Raw genomic sequence first — 14,332 nt, 5'->3', positions numbered from 1 at the left:
GTGGCGTGGCAGCGGCGTTCGTCATCCTTGGCGGTGACGCGGTCTAGCGCCCGGACCACCAGAACATCAGATTGATCACCGCCACCATCACCACGATGTAGATCAGCGACAACGGGCCGCCGACACGCCATAGCTCGCGCGGCTGATAGTTGGCTGGGCCGGCCACCATCGAGATGACCGGGTTGGAGACGGTCATCAGATTGTTGGAGGCCGACAACGCAACGATCAGCGCAAACGCCGTGGGATTGCCATTGGCCGCCAAGGCCAGGTTGACCGCGATCGGCACCATCACGATGGTGGCGCCGACATGGCTGATCACCAGCGAGAACGCGGTGGTCAACAGTGCCAGACTGATCTCCAGCGCCCACACGGGCATGCCAGTGGGCAGGCGATCGATGGTGTGGCCCGCGACCCAGGCGGCGGTGCCGCTGCTGTCCATCGCCCAGCCCAGCGGGATCAGCCCGGCCATCATGAAGATGGTTTTCCAGTTGATCGAGGCATAGGCCTCGTCCATGCGCAGCACGCCGGTCACCAGCATGCAGGCCACGCCGGTCATCAAGGTCAGCGCGACCGGCAGTTTGGAGGTCAGCGCGATCAGGATGGTGAAAGCGAAGATCGCCATGGCGACCTTGAACTTGTGCGGGCGCTGTTCGCCCTTCGGAAAGTCGGTCACCGGCACGAAGTCGCGGCTTTCGGCGGCCTGCACCAGATCCTGCCAGATGCTATGGAACACCAGCATGTCGCCGGCACGCAGCGGCACGTTGCGCACATCCTCGCGGATCACCTGCTTGTCGCGGTTGATCGCCAGCAGACTGATGCCGGCCTGCTTGCGCAGCCGCAGTTCGGCTGCGTTCTTGCCGATCAAGCGCGAGTTGGGCGGGATCACCGCCTCGGAAATGCCGGCCAGGCTGGGGTTGAACAAGTCGCCGAGGTTGCGTAGCCGCGAGGACATGCGCAGGAAATGGTTCTGCGCGAAGTCGGCCACGTCCTGGCGCGCGCCCATCGCGCCGAGCACGCTGCCGACCCAGATGCGCATGTCTGCCGGCGGCGCCAGGCGCGTGTCGTTGCCGGTCTTCAGGGCCAGCAGCAGCGGCGCATCGTGCAATGCCTCGGCCTCGCCCAGGGTCATGCCGACCAGCGGGCTTTCGGCGGTGACGGTGAGTTCGAACACGTCGCCGTCGATGCCATAGGTCTTGGCGAAGTAACTCTCCGTGCGTGCGGGGGTGACGCCCTCATTGATCAGGCGCTCTTCCTCGATCAGCTTGCGGTCGCCGTAGAGGCGGAAATAGAGCAGGGCGGCGACCAACAGCGCCACGCCGATCGGCAAGGGCGCGAACATGGTCAACGGTTCGATGCTGGCCATGCCCGACGGCAGGTTGTTGTTGGCCGACACCAGCAAGTCGTTGAGCAGGATCAACGGCGAGTTACCGACCATGGTCAGCGCGCCGCCCATCACGATCGCCGCGGCGATCGGCAGCAGCATGCGTTGCAGGGTCAGGCCGGTGCGTGCGGCCAGCCGCGAGGCGACCGGCAGATACAGTGCCATCACCGACGGGTTCTGCATGAACGACGAATTCAAGCCGGAGATGCCCAGCGTCATCATCATCAATCGCTGCTCGCTGCCATGCGAGCGCCGCAGCAGCCAGCTGGCCAGCCGGTTCAAGGCGCCGGTACGTTCCAGGCCGGCGCCGAGGATGGTGGTGGCGATGATGCTGATCACCGCGTTACCGGAGAAGCCGCCGAACAGCTCCTCCGGTGCGACCAGGCCGGTCACGCCCAGCACCACCAGCACGATCAAGGCGACCACGTCGGCGCGAATGCGCTCGAACAGGAACATCGCCATCGTGAAGCCGACCAGCCCGAGCACGAGCTTCATGTCGTTGGTCAGCGTCAGCGCGGTGTCCATTGTGGGCCGGGGTTCGTGAGTCGGGAGTGGGAGGGCGTTGGGCGGCTGCGGCGTCGAGTGTGCGGGAGAGCGCGGTTACGTCTCCCGAATCCCCACTCCGGGCGCGCGGTCGTAGAGCAGATCCCACACGCCGTGGCCGAGTTTCTGGCCGCGTGTTTCGAAGTGGGTCTGCGGTCGCCAGGCCGGGCGTTCGACGTGGCCGCGCGGACCGGCGCGATTGACCAGGCCGACCGTGGCATCGAGCACGTCCCACATCTGCTCGGCATAGTCGGCCCAGTCGGTGGCCGCATGCAGGCGCCCGCCGGGGCGCAGCTTGCGCACCAGCAGGTCGGCGAAGGCCGGCTGTATCAAGCGACGCTTGTTGTGGCGCTTCTTGTGCCAGGGATCGGGGAAGTAGATACGGACCTCATCGAGCACGCCGTCGGCGATCTCGCGTTCCAGCACTTCCACCGCATCGTGGTGATACAGGCGGACGTGGCTGCTGCCGTCCTCGTCCAGTGCATTGAGCAAGCGGCCGACGCCCGGTGCGTGCACCTCGATGCCGATGTAATCGCGGCTGGGATCGTGCTGGGCGGCAAAGCGCAGTGCTGCGCCGTTGCCGAAGCCGATCTCCAGCACCTTGGGCGCGTTCCTGCCGAAGACCGCATCGAAATCGCGCGGGGCGCCGGTGTAGTCCAGACCGAAGCGCGGCCACAGCGCATCGAAGGCACGCTGCTGGGCCGGCGTAAAGCGGCCTTGCCGCAGCACGAAGCTACGTACCTGGCGGCGGCCTTCCTCGACGGTGAAGGGCTTGGGCGGTGCCTTGGCGCCGCTGCTGTTGAAAGGATCGGTCATATCAGCGAATGCGGTCACGCGTGGGACGGCCGCACGCGCGGCTGGAGCGCGTGGACGCCGGTGGCGACGGGATGCGCGCCGCAGCGGCGATCGCGGCGGCAGGATGCGAACGGCCGACGGTCATCCGATCACGCCATCGACCGGACTGGAGGCCGAGGCATAGCGCTTGCGCGGGATGCGTCCGGCCAGGAACGCCTCGCGCCCGGCCTCGATCGCCTTGCGCATCGCGCTGGCCATCAGGATGGGATCGCGTGCGCCGGCGATGGCGGTATTCATCAGGACGCCGTCGCAGCCCAGCTCCATCGCGATCGCCGCATCCGAGGCAGTGCCCACGCCGGCATCGACGATGATCGGCACCTTGGCGTTCTCGATGATTTCCAGCAGGTTGTACTTGTTCTGGATACCCAGTCCGGAGCCGATCGGTGCTGCCAGCGGCATCACCGCCACGCAGCCGATGTCTTCCAGCCGCTTGGCCAGGATGGGGTCGTCGGAGGTATAGACCATGACGTGGAAGCCATCGGCCACCAATTGCTCGGCGGCCTTGAGGGTCTGCACCACATCCGGATACAAGGTCTTCTGGTCGCCCAGCACTTCCAGCTTGGTCAGTTGGTGGCCGTCCAGCAGCTCACGCGCCAGGCGGCAGGTGCGCACGGCGTCTTCGGCGGTGTAGCAGCCGGCGGTATTGGGCAGCAGGGTGTAGCGGTCCGGCGGCAGGACGTCGAGCAGGCTGGGCTCGTCCGGGTTCTGGCCGATATTCACCCGGCGGATCGCCACAGTGACGATCTGCGCAGCGGCGGCGTCGGTGGCCAGGCGGGTTTCCTGCAGGTCCTTGAACTTGCCGGTGCCGGTCAGCAAGCGGGAGCGATAGGGGGTGCCGGCAATGACCAGCGCGTCGTCGGGGGCGGAAGTCGTCATCGGGCGATTATCACCGATCGCGCGTGGCTGCGCCGTACGGGGTGCGGCTCATCCGCCTCCCAGCGCATGCACGATCTCCACCACATCGCCCTCGCGCAGCAGATGGTCCGCATGCCGGCCACGCGACACGATTTCGCCATTGACCTCGACCGCCACGCGGCGCTCTGTCAGCCCTTCCTGCGCCAGCAAGGCGGCGAGCGAAAAAGCGTCCGGAATCGTGCACTGGGTGCCGTTAAGTCGAATGTTCATGCGATTATTGTGGCATCGCGCGCCGCCCGGCGCGCGTTTGTATATGCGGCGATGCAGCGTGAACGGGGGCGGCATGGCGTGAAACCATTGCCATTCGCCGGCGTACGTGTGCGCTGCCGGTCCGGATTCATTCTCTATTTGAGCAGGTATTCCATGGCTACATCCCTTCGCCCGATCCGTTCCCTGATGGCCGTGGCCATCGCCATCGCGGCCGTCCCGGCCATGGCCGAGTCGACCTTCGACCGCACCGTGTTCTTCGGTGACAGCCTCACCGACAGCGGCTACTACAACCCCCTGCTGCCCGCCGCCTCGCGCGCGGTGACCGGCAAGTTCACCACCAATCCGGGCTGGGTGTGGGCCGAGTACGTGGCCGACCACTTCGGTACCAACGCCGCGCCCAACGGCAATGGCCAGGTCGGCGACAACTACGCCGCCGGCGGTGCCCGCATCCAGGCCAGCTCGGTCAGTCAGCTGGGCGCTGCGCCGTCGGTCGCCGCCCAGGTCAATAGCTACCTCAGCGCCAACGGCGGCCGTGCCGACCCGAATGCGCTCTACACCGTGTGGGGCGGCGCCAACGATCTGTTGGCCGCAGCCACCGTGCCTGCGCAGGCGCAGGCCATCATCGGCAGCGCCGTCACCGCGCAGGTCGGCACCGTGGCGGCACTGCAGTCCGCTGGCGCCCGCTATGTGATGGTCCCGACCATTCCCGATGTCGGCCTGACTCCGCGCTTCCGTGCGGGCGGTGCGACCGGCATGGCACAGGGCACGGCAGCGGCGACGGCTTATAACACCGCACTGTTCGGCGGCCTGCGTTCGGCCGGCCTGAAGGTAATCCCGGTCGACACCTTCCACATGCTGCAGGAAATCGTCGCCACTCCGGGCACCTATGGTTTCAGCAACGTCGCCAGCACCGCCTGCAACCCGGCCGTGCCGCTGCCGGCCTGCAACCCGACCAGCCTGGTCGCCGCCAATGCGCAGAACAGCTACGTGTTCGCCGACAGCATTCACCCGACCACGGCCGTGCACCAGATCCTGGGCGAGTACGCAATTTCGCTGCTGGAAGCGCCGCGCCTGCAGCAGGTGCTGACCCGGTCCGCACAGGCCGGCGGCCGCTCGCGTGCCGACCAGGTTGCCTGGCATCTGGACGGCAAGCCGGACGCCGATGGCGCGCGCTGGTGGGGTAGCGTGCGTGGCGACATGCAGCGCTACGACCACGCCGATCTGTACGACGGCACCGCGCCGGCCGGCCTGTTCGGTGTCGACTGGGCCGCGGGCGACCTGGTGTTCGGCGGCTTTGCCGGCTTCGGCCGCATGGACGCCGACTTCGGCAACCGCAATGGCAGTTTCAAGGAGAGGGATACCACCCTGGGCGGCTTCTTCGGCTGGTACACCGGTCCGGTTTGGGTCAACGCGCAAGTCAGCTACAGCTGGCTGGGCTACGACGTGGACCGCAAGGTCCAGCTGGGGCCTGCGACCCGGACCCACAGCGGTTCGCCGGACGGCAGCAACCTGACCGCCGCGCTCAATGCCGGCTACAGCCTGGGCGAAGGCAGCTTCAAGTACGGCCCGGTGGTCGGGCTGACCTGGCAGAAGATCAAGCTGGACGGTTACACCGAGCGCAGCGAGGCCAACGAGCTGTCCACCGCACTGGGCTATGCCAACCAGGATCTGGATTCGCTGGTCGGCCGCATCGGTTTCCAGATGCATCTGGATGGCGCGGCGGTCAAGCCGTATCTGCAGGCGACCTACGACCATGAGTTCAAGGACGGCACCGAGGCCAGCGCCTGGTTGCAGTCGATGCCGGACGTGGGCATGTACACCGTTCCCGGCCAGAACTTCGACCGCAATTACGCCACCGTCGTGCTGGGTGCGCGGACCGGCCTGTGGGGCCTGCAGAGCAACTTCGGCCTGAGCACCACCACCGCGCAGCGCAGCGCTCGCGATGCCACGCTGTTCGTGAACTTCAGCGGCGCCTTCTAAGCGGCCGCCAGCGTCGTCATGCAAACCACGAGGGCCGGGCAACCGGCCCTCGTTGCGTCCAGCGCCCGTGCGCGCATACACTCTGCCCACGCCACGCGGGCGTAGCTCAATGGTAGAGCTGTAGCTTCCCAAGCTACTGACGTGGGTTCGATTCCCATCGCCCGCTCCATCTGCCGCAATGCTTTCAGCGATTCTGTTCGCTCCGCAATGTCCGTGGCCGCTCCGCAATTGTCGATTGCTCCCACAGCATCTGGTTTGCCTGCGTACTGAGCCACGTCCGATTTCAAGCTCTTGCTCCACTGCATGCTGCTGGGTGGTGACATCGACCTGTGCTCTGCGATGCGAGGCAAGCAGTATCGCTACGCAATCGGCTCTGCTTTTTTTGGGGCGCTCGTGGTTTGCGCTTGAGTACACTCTTGAATCGAAGCGAAGTACGCCTGTACGAAGCGGTGGTTCGCCTCTTGCGACCTGCAATGTCGGCAAGTCGGGCTACGTTCGGGCTGCACCCTCTAGCGTTGGCGTTGCATGGAGATCCATGCATCGACGAGCACGCCCATGTCCGTTTCTATTCGAGGTTTGGTCTGCGGGGTGGCGAGCATGGCGGCGCTGCTGGCGCCCCCGGCGATGGCGGTGTGTCAGCAGGGGCCGTTTGCGGTGGCTTTGCCGGCCCAGCGATTGGATGAGCGCCTGCAGCAGGTGGCGCATATCACCGGGTGCTTCGTCGAGGTGGAGCCCGCGTTGCTCGCCGGGCGCCGTGTTGGCGCGGTCGAGGGGCAGCTGAGCAGCGAGCAGCTGTTCTTGCAAACGATCCGCGGCAGCGGCCTGGAAGTGCATCCGGTCGGCGATCATTGGCAAGTGGATCGTGTGCAGCAACAGGCGTTCGCCGACCGCATCGCGGTGCTGGAACGGCGCCTGGTGGCTGCGCGTGACCAGGGCGCGGTCAGTCGACGCGTGGCAGCCGGCCTGCGCCGGCAGTTGCATGCGGTCGACCGGCAGGTCCTACAGGCGGTGCGCACCCAGGGATTCTTGAGCGCGGCCGAGCGTGTCTCGCAGGAACGGGCGCTCGATGCGATTGCGCAAGCGCTGCCGCCGCAGACGGGGCTGCGCTGACGATGAGGGCCCCATTGGCGTCGCTTGTCAGCCGCGACGGCGGCGTTGCAGTGCGTCGGTGTCCTGCGCCCCGTCAGGAACCTCCTGATTGAGTCAGGCGTGCGTGCCGGCGATAGTGGATTCACTCATCGAGCCAGTGTCATGAAGATCACCAAAGCCCAGCTGCTGACCGCGCTGCTCAAGGGCATGCGGCGTGCAGAATTTGCACGTGCTGCCGCCGTTACCGCGCGCCCGCGTGCGCCCGACGGCGCGCATGCGCACTGCGGTTCGTTGCAGGATCCGGACGCATTGCTGTCGCTGTTCGGGCTGGATCAGGAGCAGATCCAGCAGCTCGGCCTGGTGGGCGTGGAAGAATTGGGCGAGACCGTGTGCCATGCCTGGGCGATCAACGCCGGCGAGGTGGAGCGGGTGAGGCAGTGGTTCGTGACGCCACGAGTGGAGTTCGTCGGCCGCCGTTGCAGCGAGCTGATCCGGCTCGGGCGCATCGGCCCGGTGTTGACCATGGCCCGCGAGCAGGCCTTGCTGACTCCCTGACCACCGGGCGCCGTCACGCTTTACGCTGGAACCCGCAACGGCAATACTTGGCGGCCAAGTGCCCACGTCAGATTCTTCGCCAATGCGCCAGGCTTCGTCCGATTCTTCCGCTGCACACAAGGCCCAGCTGCTGGAAGAGCTGCGTCGGATCGAACAAGAAGAGGCCCAGCTGAAATACGCCCAGACCCTGGAGGCCTTCGACCAGGTCATCGAGGTCCTGAGCCAGTTCGGCAATCGCTTCAATGCCAAGCAGAAGGCGCAGATCGTTGCGCTGGCGACCACCGGCAAGACCAAGGGGGCGCTGACGTCCACCGGCGAGGTCGCACCGAAGTACTGGTTGCCGCATTCCGGCGAAACCTGGACCGGCCGCGGCCGTACCCCACGCGCCTTCAAGGCCTGGGAGGGCACCAGCTCCTACAAGGAGTGGAAGGCCAAGCACCCGGACAAGCGGTTTCCGCTCTATCCGGGCTGAGTGTGCGAGCGCGTGCCCTGCGCCTTGGTTCGTCGCCGTGAGCCGCCCGGCGGCCCGGCCTGGTGCCGAGCCGCCGCCGTCAGCCACTAGCGGTCGCCCTGGCACTCGAACACGGTGATGCTGCGCGGCGGGGCCAGGAAGTCGCTGGCGCCGGCCGGCATCGAATCGACCTCCAGCGCTTCATCGGTGGAGAGCACCAGCTTCCAGTGCAGCGGCTCGTCCGAATTGGGCAGGGTGAAGGTGACGCCTTCGTGGTAGGCGTTGATGACGATGAGCAACGTCGCGTCGTTGGCCAGTTCCTTGACGCCTGAGGTCTGCGCCTTGCCTTCCAGCAGCAGGCCGACCGAGCGTGCACCGCCGTCGGTCCAATGCGCGTCGTCCATCTCGATGCCAGCCGGATTGAGCCAGGTCAGGTCGCGCAGGCCGGCCTCCTCGTTGTACTGGCCGTTGAGGAAGCGGCCGCGCGAGAGGATGGGATAGCGCTTGCGTAGCGCGGTCAGTGCCTTGACGAAGTCGGTCAGCCGTCCCTCGGTGGGGTCGTTGTCCCAGTCCAGCCAGGTGATCTCGTTGTCCTGGCAATACGTGTTGTTGTTGCCGCCCTGGCTCTGTGCGCGCTCGTCGCCGCTGAGCAGCATCGGCGTGCCTTGCGCCAGCAACAAGGTCGCCAGCAGGTTCTTCATCTGCCGCTCGCGCAGCTGCAGGATATCGGCATCGTCGGTGTCGCCTTCGGCGCCGTAGTTGCACGAACCATCGTTGGAGGAACCGTCGCGGTTGTCCTCGCCATTGGCCATGTTGTGTTTTTCGTTGTAGCTCACCAGATCGCGCAGGGTGAAGCCATCGTGCGCAGTGATGAAGTTGACCGACGCCCAGGGGCGGCGCCCCCGGCGATCGAACAGATCGGCCGACCCGGTGAAGCGGGTGGCGAATTCGGCCAGCTTGCCGTCTTCGCCTTTCCAGAACGTGCGGGCGTTGTCACGGAACTTGTCGTTCCATTCCGACCAGCCCGGTGGGAAATGACCCACTTGGTAACCGCCCGGGCCGCAGTCCCAGGGTTCGGCGATCAGCTTGACCTCCGACAGCAGCGGATCCTGGTTACAGGCATCCAGGAAACCGCCGCGCTGATCGAAGCCGCTGGGCTCGCGGCCGAGGATGGTGGCCAGGTCGAAGCGGAAACCGTCCACATGCATTTCGCCGGCCCAGTAGCGCAGCGAATCGTTGACGAACTGGATCACCCGCGAATTGCTCAGGTTGAGCGTATTACCGGTGCCGGTATCGTTGATGTAGTACCGCTTGTCCTCGGCCAGGCGGTAGTAGCTGGCGTTGTCGATGCCACGGAACGACAGCGTCGGCCCCAGCTCGCTGCCCTCGGCGGTGTGGTTGTAAACCACATCCAGAATCACCTCCAGGCCTTGCTTGTGCATGGCCTTGACCATGTCGCGGAATTCGTCGCGGTGACCGCTGGAGAGATAGCGCGACTTCAACGCGAAGAAGCCGATGGTGTTGTAGCCCCAGTAGTTGCGCAGCCCCTTGTCGAGCAAGTGTTGGTCGTCCAGGTAGGCATGCACGGGCAACAGCTCGACCGCGGTGATGCCTAGGTCCTTGATGTATTGCAGCACCTGCGGCTGCGCCAGGCCGGCGAATGTACCCCGCAGCGCCTCGGGCACCTGCGGATGGCGCATGGTGTAGCCGCGCACATGGGTCTCGTACACCACCGTCTCGCTCCAGGGCTTCAGCAGGCGCGCATCGTCGCCCCAGTCGTAGGTGTCTTCGACCACCACGCACTTGGGCATGAAGGGCGCACTGTCGCGCTCGTCGAAACTGAGGTCGCCATCCGGGTGGCCCACCGTATAACCGTACAGCTCGTCGGCCCAGATGAGATCGCCGTCGAGCTCGCGCGCATAGGGGTCCAGCAGCAGCTTGTGATGATTGAAGCGATGGCCTTCGGTAGGTTCGTACGGGCCATGGACGCGGTATCCATAGCGTTGGCCCGGTTTGACGTCGGGCAGGTAGCCGTGCCAGATCTCGTTGGTGTATTCGGGCAGATCCACACGGGTTTCATTGCCCTGTTCGTCGAACAGACACAGTTCCACCCGCGTGGCATGCGCGGAGAACAACGCGAAGTTGGTGCCCTGGCCGTCGAAGACAGCGCCGCGCGGAAACGGACGCCCCTGGCGGATGCGGGAGGGGATGGCATAGGCCGGGCTGGAAGGACGTCGCATCGGAGTTCTCGAATGCCGGCATGCCGGCGGGGCAGGGGCCTGAAGCATCGCGGTTGCGCTTGTGCACGACACGTCACGGCGGCAGTGCCTCGGCGTGAGGAACCAGGTGCGTACGGTGAGGTGCCATTGGGGGCTAACCGACCGCTGCTGGCGGATGTCTACAGACGGACCTGCAACGAATGTCGCGCATTCGGTCACTGCTGCCTGTGCGGACGCCGCGTGCTTGAGCCACGCGCAAGCCGCCTGTTAGCATCGCGCCGGGCGAGGTTGCACTGTGCGCGGATCGAGCAGGTGTTCGACGTGCTGCCTCTGCTGTCTTCTGGCCGGGCGGTCAGTTGCCTGGATCGACAGGTGGCGGTTGGTCCGCCGCGATGCTCGGCGCAGGAAGACTGGCTGGCCGCATTTTTTCCTTCCTCAGTGTTCGCCCATGTCCAGGCCGCGCCGTCCGCCCGCTGCGATGAAAATCGCGATCCTGTCGCGCAACAGCAAGTTGTATTCCAGTCGACGGCTGATCGAGGCGGCTCGGGCCCGCGGCCATGTCGTGCGCATCCTCGATCCGTTGCGGTGCTACATGCGCATCGCCGCCGACGGTTTCAGCCTGCACTACAAGGGCAAGCCGATCACCGGCTTCGATGCGGTCATCCCGCGCATCGGCGCCTCGGTCACCCGCTATGGCACTGCGGTGCTGCGCCAACTGGAGTTCATGGGGACCTATACCCCCAACCCCTCCGACGCCATCCTGCGCTCGCGCGACAAATTACGTGCGCATCAGTTGCTCGCCGCGCAGGGCATCGACATGCCGGTGACGGTGTTCGGCGACAACCCGGACGACACCCAGGACCTGCTGTCGATGCTCGGCCCGCCGCCGCATGTGGTGAAGTTGAACGAGGGCGCGCAGGGCGCCGGCGTGATCCTGACCGAGAAAGCCAGCGCCTCGCGCGGCGTGGTCGAGGCGCTGCGTGGCCTGTACGCCAACTTCATCGTGCAGGAATTCATTGCCGAAGCCGAGGGCGCGGACCTGCGCTGCTTCGTGGTCGGCGACCGCGTGGTGGCCGCGATGCGGCGGCAGGCAGCCGAAGGCGACTTCCGTTCCAACCTGCACCTGGGCGGCAGTGCCGCCGTGGCCGAGGCCACCGCGCAGGAGCAGGAGGTGGCGGTGCGTTCGGCGCGCGCGCTGGGTCTGGCGGTCGCCGGCGTGGACCTGATCCGCTCGGCCCGTGGCCCGCTGGTGCTGGAAGTGAACTCGACCCCCGGCCTGGAGGGCGTCGAGGGCGTCTGCGGCGTGGATGTGGCCGGCACCATCGTCCAGCACCTGGAGCAGGCGGTCCGGCGATCTACAGTTTGATTACCGAAAATTTAACGAAACTCTAATCCTAGCCTCGTTAGCCTCTCTCGACCGTAGCTCCGCTCTCGGCAGTGACGGTGATCGGGATGAACTTCGGCCCAGGTGCTTGGCGGCACCTGGGCCTTTTTATGGCGGCTTGCCGCCCCGTAGGGTTCGCGTCTACATTCCCTGGACTTCGGCGATGGAACGGCGGCAAGCACGATGACGGCAGCGGGGCGGATGTGGCGGAGGTCCTGGATGCGGGCGAGGATCGCCGGCCAGGGCGTGCTGTCGCATGACGGCCGCGATGCCGGCGTTCGCCTGGCGACCGTGGGAGCGCCCTGTGCCCCGCGCAATGCGCGCCGGACGTGGCGGAACGCCCGCCTGGATGCCGCATGCATCGGTAGGTCGCCGGCCACACCAACGCCGCCCGCAATGGCGTTAGCGGAACTCACGCACGGTTCCATGGTCGCACTGTTCAATGAGCGCACGTCGACCATGCCGGCATCGAGCGGATTTGCACCGGGCAGCCGATACCGGGGTCAGCGGGCTGGCTCGGGCCTCGGTCGCGGATGCAGATCAGGACCGTGCCGAAGAGCGTTCCCCACCTGACAACAAGTAACCTGGCGGCGCCGGCGATGTCCGGAGGCGGCCAGGGACGACCCCACCAACGAGGTTCCAGTGCGCATTCTAGTAATCGAAGACAATAGCGATATCGCCGCCAATCTCGGCGACTATCTGGAAGACCGTGGCCACACCGTGGACTTTGCCGCCGATGGCGTCACCGGCCTGCACCTGGCCGTGGTCCATGAGTTCGATGCCATCGTGCTCGACCTCAACCTGCCCGGCATGGACGGCATCGAGGTCTGCCGCAAGCTGCGCAACGAGGCGCGCAAGCAGACCCCGGTACTGATGCTGACCGCGCGCGATTCGCTGGACAACAAGCTGGCCGGCTTCGATTCCGGGGCCGACGACTACCTGATCAAGCCGTTCGCGCTGCAGGAAGTGGAAGTCCGGCTCAATGCGCTGTCGCGCCGCGGTAAGGGCGTGCACACCCGCGTGCTGGAAACCGGCGACCTGGAGTACAACCTGGATACGCTGGAAGTGCGTCGCCGCGGCAAACTCCTGCAGCTCAACCCCACCGCGCTGAAGATCCTGCAGGCGCTGATGGAAGCCTCGCCCGCGGTGGTCACTCGCCAGGAGCTGGAAACGCGCGTCTGGGGCGAAGAGCTGCCCGATTCGGATTCCCTGCGCGTGCATATCCACGGCCTGCGCGCAGTGGTCGACAAGCCCTTCGATGTCCCGATGATCCAGACCCGCCACGGCATCGGCTACCGCATCGCCTCGCCCGATGCCTGAAAGCCACCATGGTGCGCGGCCCGCCCGTCGGCGCGGCCGCTACCGGCGGCGCCTGCGAAGCCGCATCATCCTGTCGTTCCTGCTGTTGGGCTTTTGCCTGACCACGCTGTTCGCCTTCGCCACCAACTGGGCGCGTGCGCGCGTGGAAAACCAGCTGGTCGAAGACGTCATGAACCGCAACATCGACGCCTTCGCCCAGCGCTATTACTCCGACCCGCTGCACAGCCCGGATTTGCCGGTGCAGCAAATGCGCGGGCGCGTGGTCAAAAGCGACAAGTTCGAAGCGCTGCGGCGCGAACAACCGGAGTGGTACCAGCTGCCCGAAGGCATCCACACCATTACCGGCGTGGACGAAAGCGGCAACGACTACGCCTACAAACTGGCCGTGCGCAAGACGCCCAGCGAATGGTTCTTCCTCGCCTACGACATGACCCAGACGCTCAAGGGCGAGATCCAGCTCAAGCGCACCCTGGTGCTGTCGGTGCTGGTGTTCAGCGGCTTGTCGCTGGTGATCGGCTGGTGGTCCGCCTCCAAGGTCATGCGCCCGGTATCCGACCTGGCCGCGCGCCTGCGCGCCTACCGCGGCGGCACCAGCGAGCCCAAACCGCTGGCCGCGCACTTCCCCGACGACGAGGTCGGCCAGCTGGCCGAGGCCTTGGACGACTACTCGGCGCGGCTGACCGAAGTGGTGCAGCGCGATCGCGAATTCAATGCCGACGTCAGTCACGAACTGCGCACCCCACTGGCGGTGATCCGCGGCGCCACCGAACTGCTGCTCACCCGTCCCAACCTCGACGACAAGGTGGTGCAGCGGCTGCAGCGCATCCAGCGCGCCGAACAGCAGTGCAGCGACCTGATCGGCTCGCTGCTGCTGCTCTCGCGCAACGAGCGCGGGCAGGGCAGCAGCAACGTCGCCAAGGTCGCCGAACAACTGATCGACTCCCACCGCGCCCAACTCGGCGGCAAGTTGCTGGAGCTGCTGCTGGAAGGCGGTCGCGACCTGGTGATCGACGCACCGGAAGCGGCGCTCTCGGTCGCACTGGGCAACCTGATCGGCAATGCGGTCAAGTACACCCAGGACGGCCAGGTCCGCGTGCGCGTGCTCGACGATGCCGTGGAAGTCATCGACTCCGGCCCCGGCCTGAGCGAAGAGGACGCTGCCAAACTGTTCCAGCGCGGCTACCGCGGCACCCACGCCGGCCATTCGCAAGGCGGCGGCATCGGCCTGTCCATCGTCAGTCGCCTATGCGATCTATACGGCTGGCGCGTCAGCGTGCGGCCAGGCCAGGAGCGCGGCGTCATCGCAACATTGGCCTTCCATCGCTAACCACTACCCGCACTCCCGTAGGAGCGCCCCCGGGCGCGAGGGCCTTGCCGGCAATATTTCTCTGCGATTGATAGCAGATTTTCACCGTAAGCTCCCCCGTCAA

The 14,332-nt window shown here is 66.1% G+C and carries 12 protein-coding genes and 1 tRNA gene; 8 read left to right on the top strand and 5 right to left on the bottom strand.

What is annotated here, in order from left to right:
• Window positions 1-43 precede the first annotated feature (43 nt).
• From CKY51_RS17020 to thiS, 4 genes are all read right to left on the bottom strand, one after another.
• Window positions 44-1,906, bottom strand: coding sequence for an SLC13 family permease (locus CKY51_RS17020; protein ID WP_022970970.1), 1,863 nt, complete (start codon window positions 1,904-1,906; stop codon window positions 44-46).
• Between the two features lie 75 nt (window positions 1,907-1,981).
• On the bottom strand, window positions 1,982-2,740 hold the full coding sequence (trmB, locus tag CKY51_RS17015) for a tRNA (guanosine(46)-N7)-methyltransferase TrmB (protein WP_022970971.1): 759 nt from the start codon (window positions 2,738-2,740) through the stop codon (window positions 1,982-1,984).
• A 120-nt stretch (window positions 2,741-2,860) separates the two neighbouring features.
• On the bottom strand, window positions 2,861-3,655 hold the full coding sequence (locus CKY51_RS17010) for a thiazole synthase (protein ID WP_031338575.1): 795 nt from the start codon (window positions 3,653-3,655) through the stop codon (window positions 2,861-2,863).
• A gap of 48 nt (window positions 3,656-3,703) precedes the next feature.
• Window positions 3,704-3,904 (bottom strand): sulfur carrier protein ThiS, encoded by a 201-nt coding sequence (gene thiS, locus CKY51_RS17005; RefSeq protein WP_022970973.1) that lies wholly within the window; start codon window positions 3,902-3,904, stop codon window positions 3,704-3,706.
• Between the two features lie 186 nt (window positions 3,905-4,090).
• Between thiS and CKY51_RS17000 the strand changes: the two genes are divergently transcribed.
• The 5 genes from CKY51_RS17000 (at window position 4,091) to CKY51_RS16980 (ending at window position 8,000) form a co-directional block, all read left to right on the top strand.
• Complete coding sequence (locus CKY51_RS17000) at window positions 4,091-5,884, top strand: autotransporter domain-containing esterase (RefSeq protein ID WP_022970972.1); 1,794 nt, start codon at window positions 4,091-4,093, stop codon at window positions 5,882-5,884.
• Between the two features lie 95 nt (window positions 5,885-5,979).
• Window positions 5,980-6,053, top strand: a tRNA-Gly gene (locus CKY51_RS16995).
• Window positions 6,054-6,439: 386 nt separating this feature from the next.
• Window positions 6,440-6,994 (top strand): hypothetical protein, encoded by a 555-nt coding sequence (locus CKY51_RS16990; RefSeq protein ID WP_152249540.1) that lies wholly within the window; start codon window positions 6,440-6,442, stop codon window positions 6,992-6,994.
• A 141-nt stretch (window positions 6,995-7,135) separates the two neighbouring features.
• Complete coding sequence (locus CKY51_RS16985; RefSeq protein WP_022970975.1) at window positions 7,136-7,528, top strand: hypothetical protein; 393 nt, start codon at window positions 7,136-7,138, stop codon at window positions 7,526-7,528.
• An 82-nt stretch (window positions 7,529-7,610) separates the two neighbouring features.
• Window positions 7,611-8,000, top strand: coding sequence for an H-NS histone family protein (locus CKY51_RS16980; RefSeq protein WP_152249539.1), 390 nt, complete (start codon window positions 7,611-7,613; stop codon window positions 7,998-8,000).
• An 86-nt stretch (window positions 8,001-8,086) separates the two neighbouring features.
• Here CKY51_RS16980 and glgX read toward each other — a convergent pair whose 3' ends face one another.
• Entirely contained in the window at window positions 8,087-10,219 is a 2,133-nt protein-coding gene (gene glgX / locus CKY51_RS16975; RefSeq protein WP_152249538.1) for a glycogen debranching protein GlgX, read from the bottom strand.
• A 457-nt stretch (window positions 10,220-10,676) separates the two neighbouring features.
• Between glgX and rimK the strand changes: the two genes are divergently transcribed.
• The 3 genes from rimK to CKY51_RS16960 all read left to right on the top strand — a co-directional run bounded on the left by rimK (window position 10,677) and on the right by CKY51_RS16960 (window position 14,229).
• Window positions 10,677-11,564, top strand: a complete 888-nt coding sequence (rimK, locus tag CKY51_RS16970; RefSeq protein ID WP_022970979.1) for a 30S ribosomal protein S6--L-glutamate ligase — start codon at window positions 10,677-10,679, stop codon at window positions 11,562-11,564.
• Window positions 11,565-12,224: 660 nt separating this feature from the next.
• Window positions 12,225-12,902: a response regulator transcription factor gene (locus CKY51_RS16965; RefSeq protein ID WP_003490678.1), complete on the top strand. Its 678-nt coding sequence runs from the start codon at window positions 12,225-12,227 to the stop codon at window positions 12,900-12,902.
• Complete coding sequence (locus tag CKY51_RS16960) at window positions 12,895-14,229, top strand: sensor histidine kinase (protein ID WP_022970980.1); 1,335 nt, start codon at window positions 12,895-12,897, stop codon at window positions 14,227-14,229. The genes CKY51_RS16965 and CKY51_RS16960 overlap by 8 nt, the downstream gene beginning before the upstream one ends.
• The last annotated feature ends 103 nt before the right edge of the window (window positions 14,230-14,332 follow it).

Origin of the sequence: Xanthomonas maliensis (genome assembly GCF_009192945.1) — a bacterium.
GTDB classification, from domain to species: domain Bacteria; phylum Pseudomonadota; class Gammaproteobacteria; order Xanthomonadales; family Xanthomonadaceae; genus Xanthomonas; species Xanthomonas maliensis.
This window is presented reverse-complemented; position numbering and strand designations above follow the sequence as displayed.

What these genes read in the sequence shown, in the direction of transcription:
- CKY51_RS16990 (WP_152249540.1), top strand. Translation starts at nt 6,440, where the DNA reads ATGTCCGTTTCTATTCGAGGTTTGGTCTGCGGGGTGGCGAGCATGGCG.
- CKY51_RS17010 (WP_031338575.1), bottom strand. Translation starts at nt 3,655, where the DNA reads ATGACGACTTCCGCCCCCGACGACGCGCTGGTCATTGCCGGCACCCCC.
- glgX (WP_152249538.1), bottom strand. Translation starts at nt 10,219, where the DNA reads ATGCGACGTCCTTCCAGCCCGGCCTATGCCATCCCCTCCCGCATCCGC.
- CKY51_RS16980 (WP_152249539.1), top strand. Translation starts at nt 7,611, where the DNA reads ATGCGCCAGGCTTCGTCCGATTCTTCCGCTGCACACAAGGCCCAGCTG.
- CKY51_RS16960 (WP_022970980.1), top strand. Translation starts at nt 12,895, where the DNA reads ATGCCTGAAAGCCACCATGGTGCGCGGCCCGCCCGTCGGCGCGGCCGC.
- CKY51_RS17000 (WP_022970972.1), top strand. Translation starts at nt 4,091, where the DNA reads ATGGCCGTGGCCATCGCCATCGCGGCCGTCCCGGCCATGGCCGAGTCG.
- trmB (WP_022970971.1), bottom strand. Translation starts at nt 2,740, where the DNA reads ATGACCGATCCTTTCAACAGCAGCGGCGCCAAGGCACCGCCCAAGCCC.
- CKY51_RS16985 (WP_022970975.1), top strand. Translation starts at nt 7,136, where the DNA reads ATGAAGATCACCAAAGCCCAGCTGCTGACCGCGCTGCTCAAGGGCATG.
- CKY51_RS17020 (WP_022970970.1), bottom strand. Translation starts at nt 1,906, where the DNA reads ATGGACACCGCGCTGACGCTGACCAACGACATGAAGCTCGTGCTCGGG.
- thiS (WP_022970973.1), bottom strand. Translation starts at nt 3,904, where the DNA reads ATGAACATTCGACTTAACGGCACCCAGTGCACGATTCCGGACGCTTTT.
- rimK (WP_022970979.1), top strand. Translation starts at nt 10,677, where the DNA reads ATGAAAATCGCGATCCTGTCGCGCAACAGCAAGTTGTATTCCAGTCGA.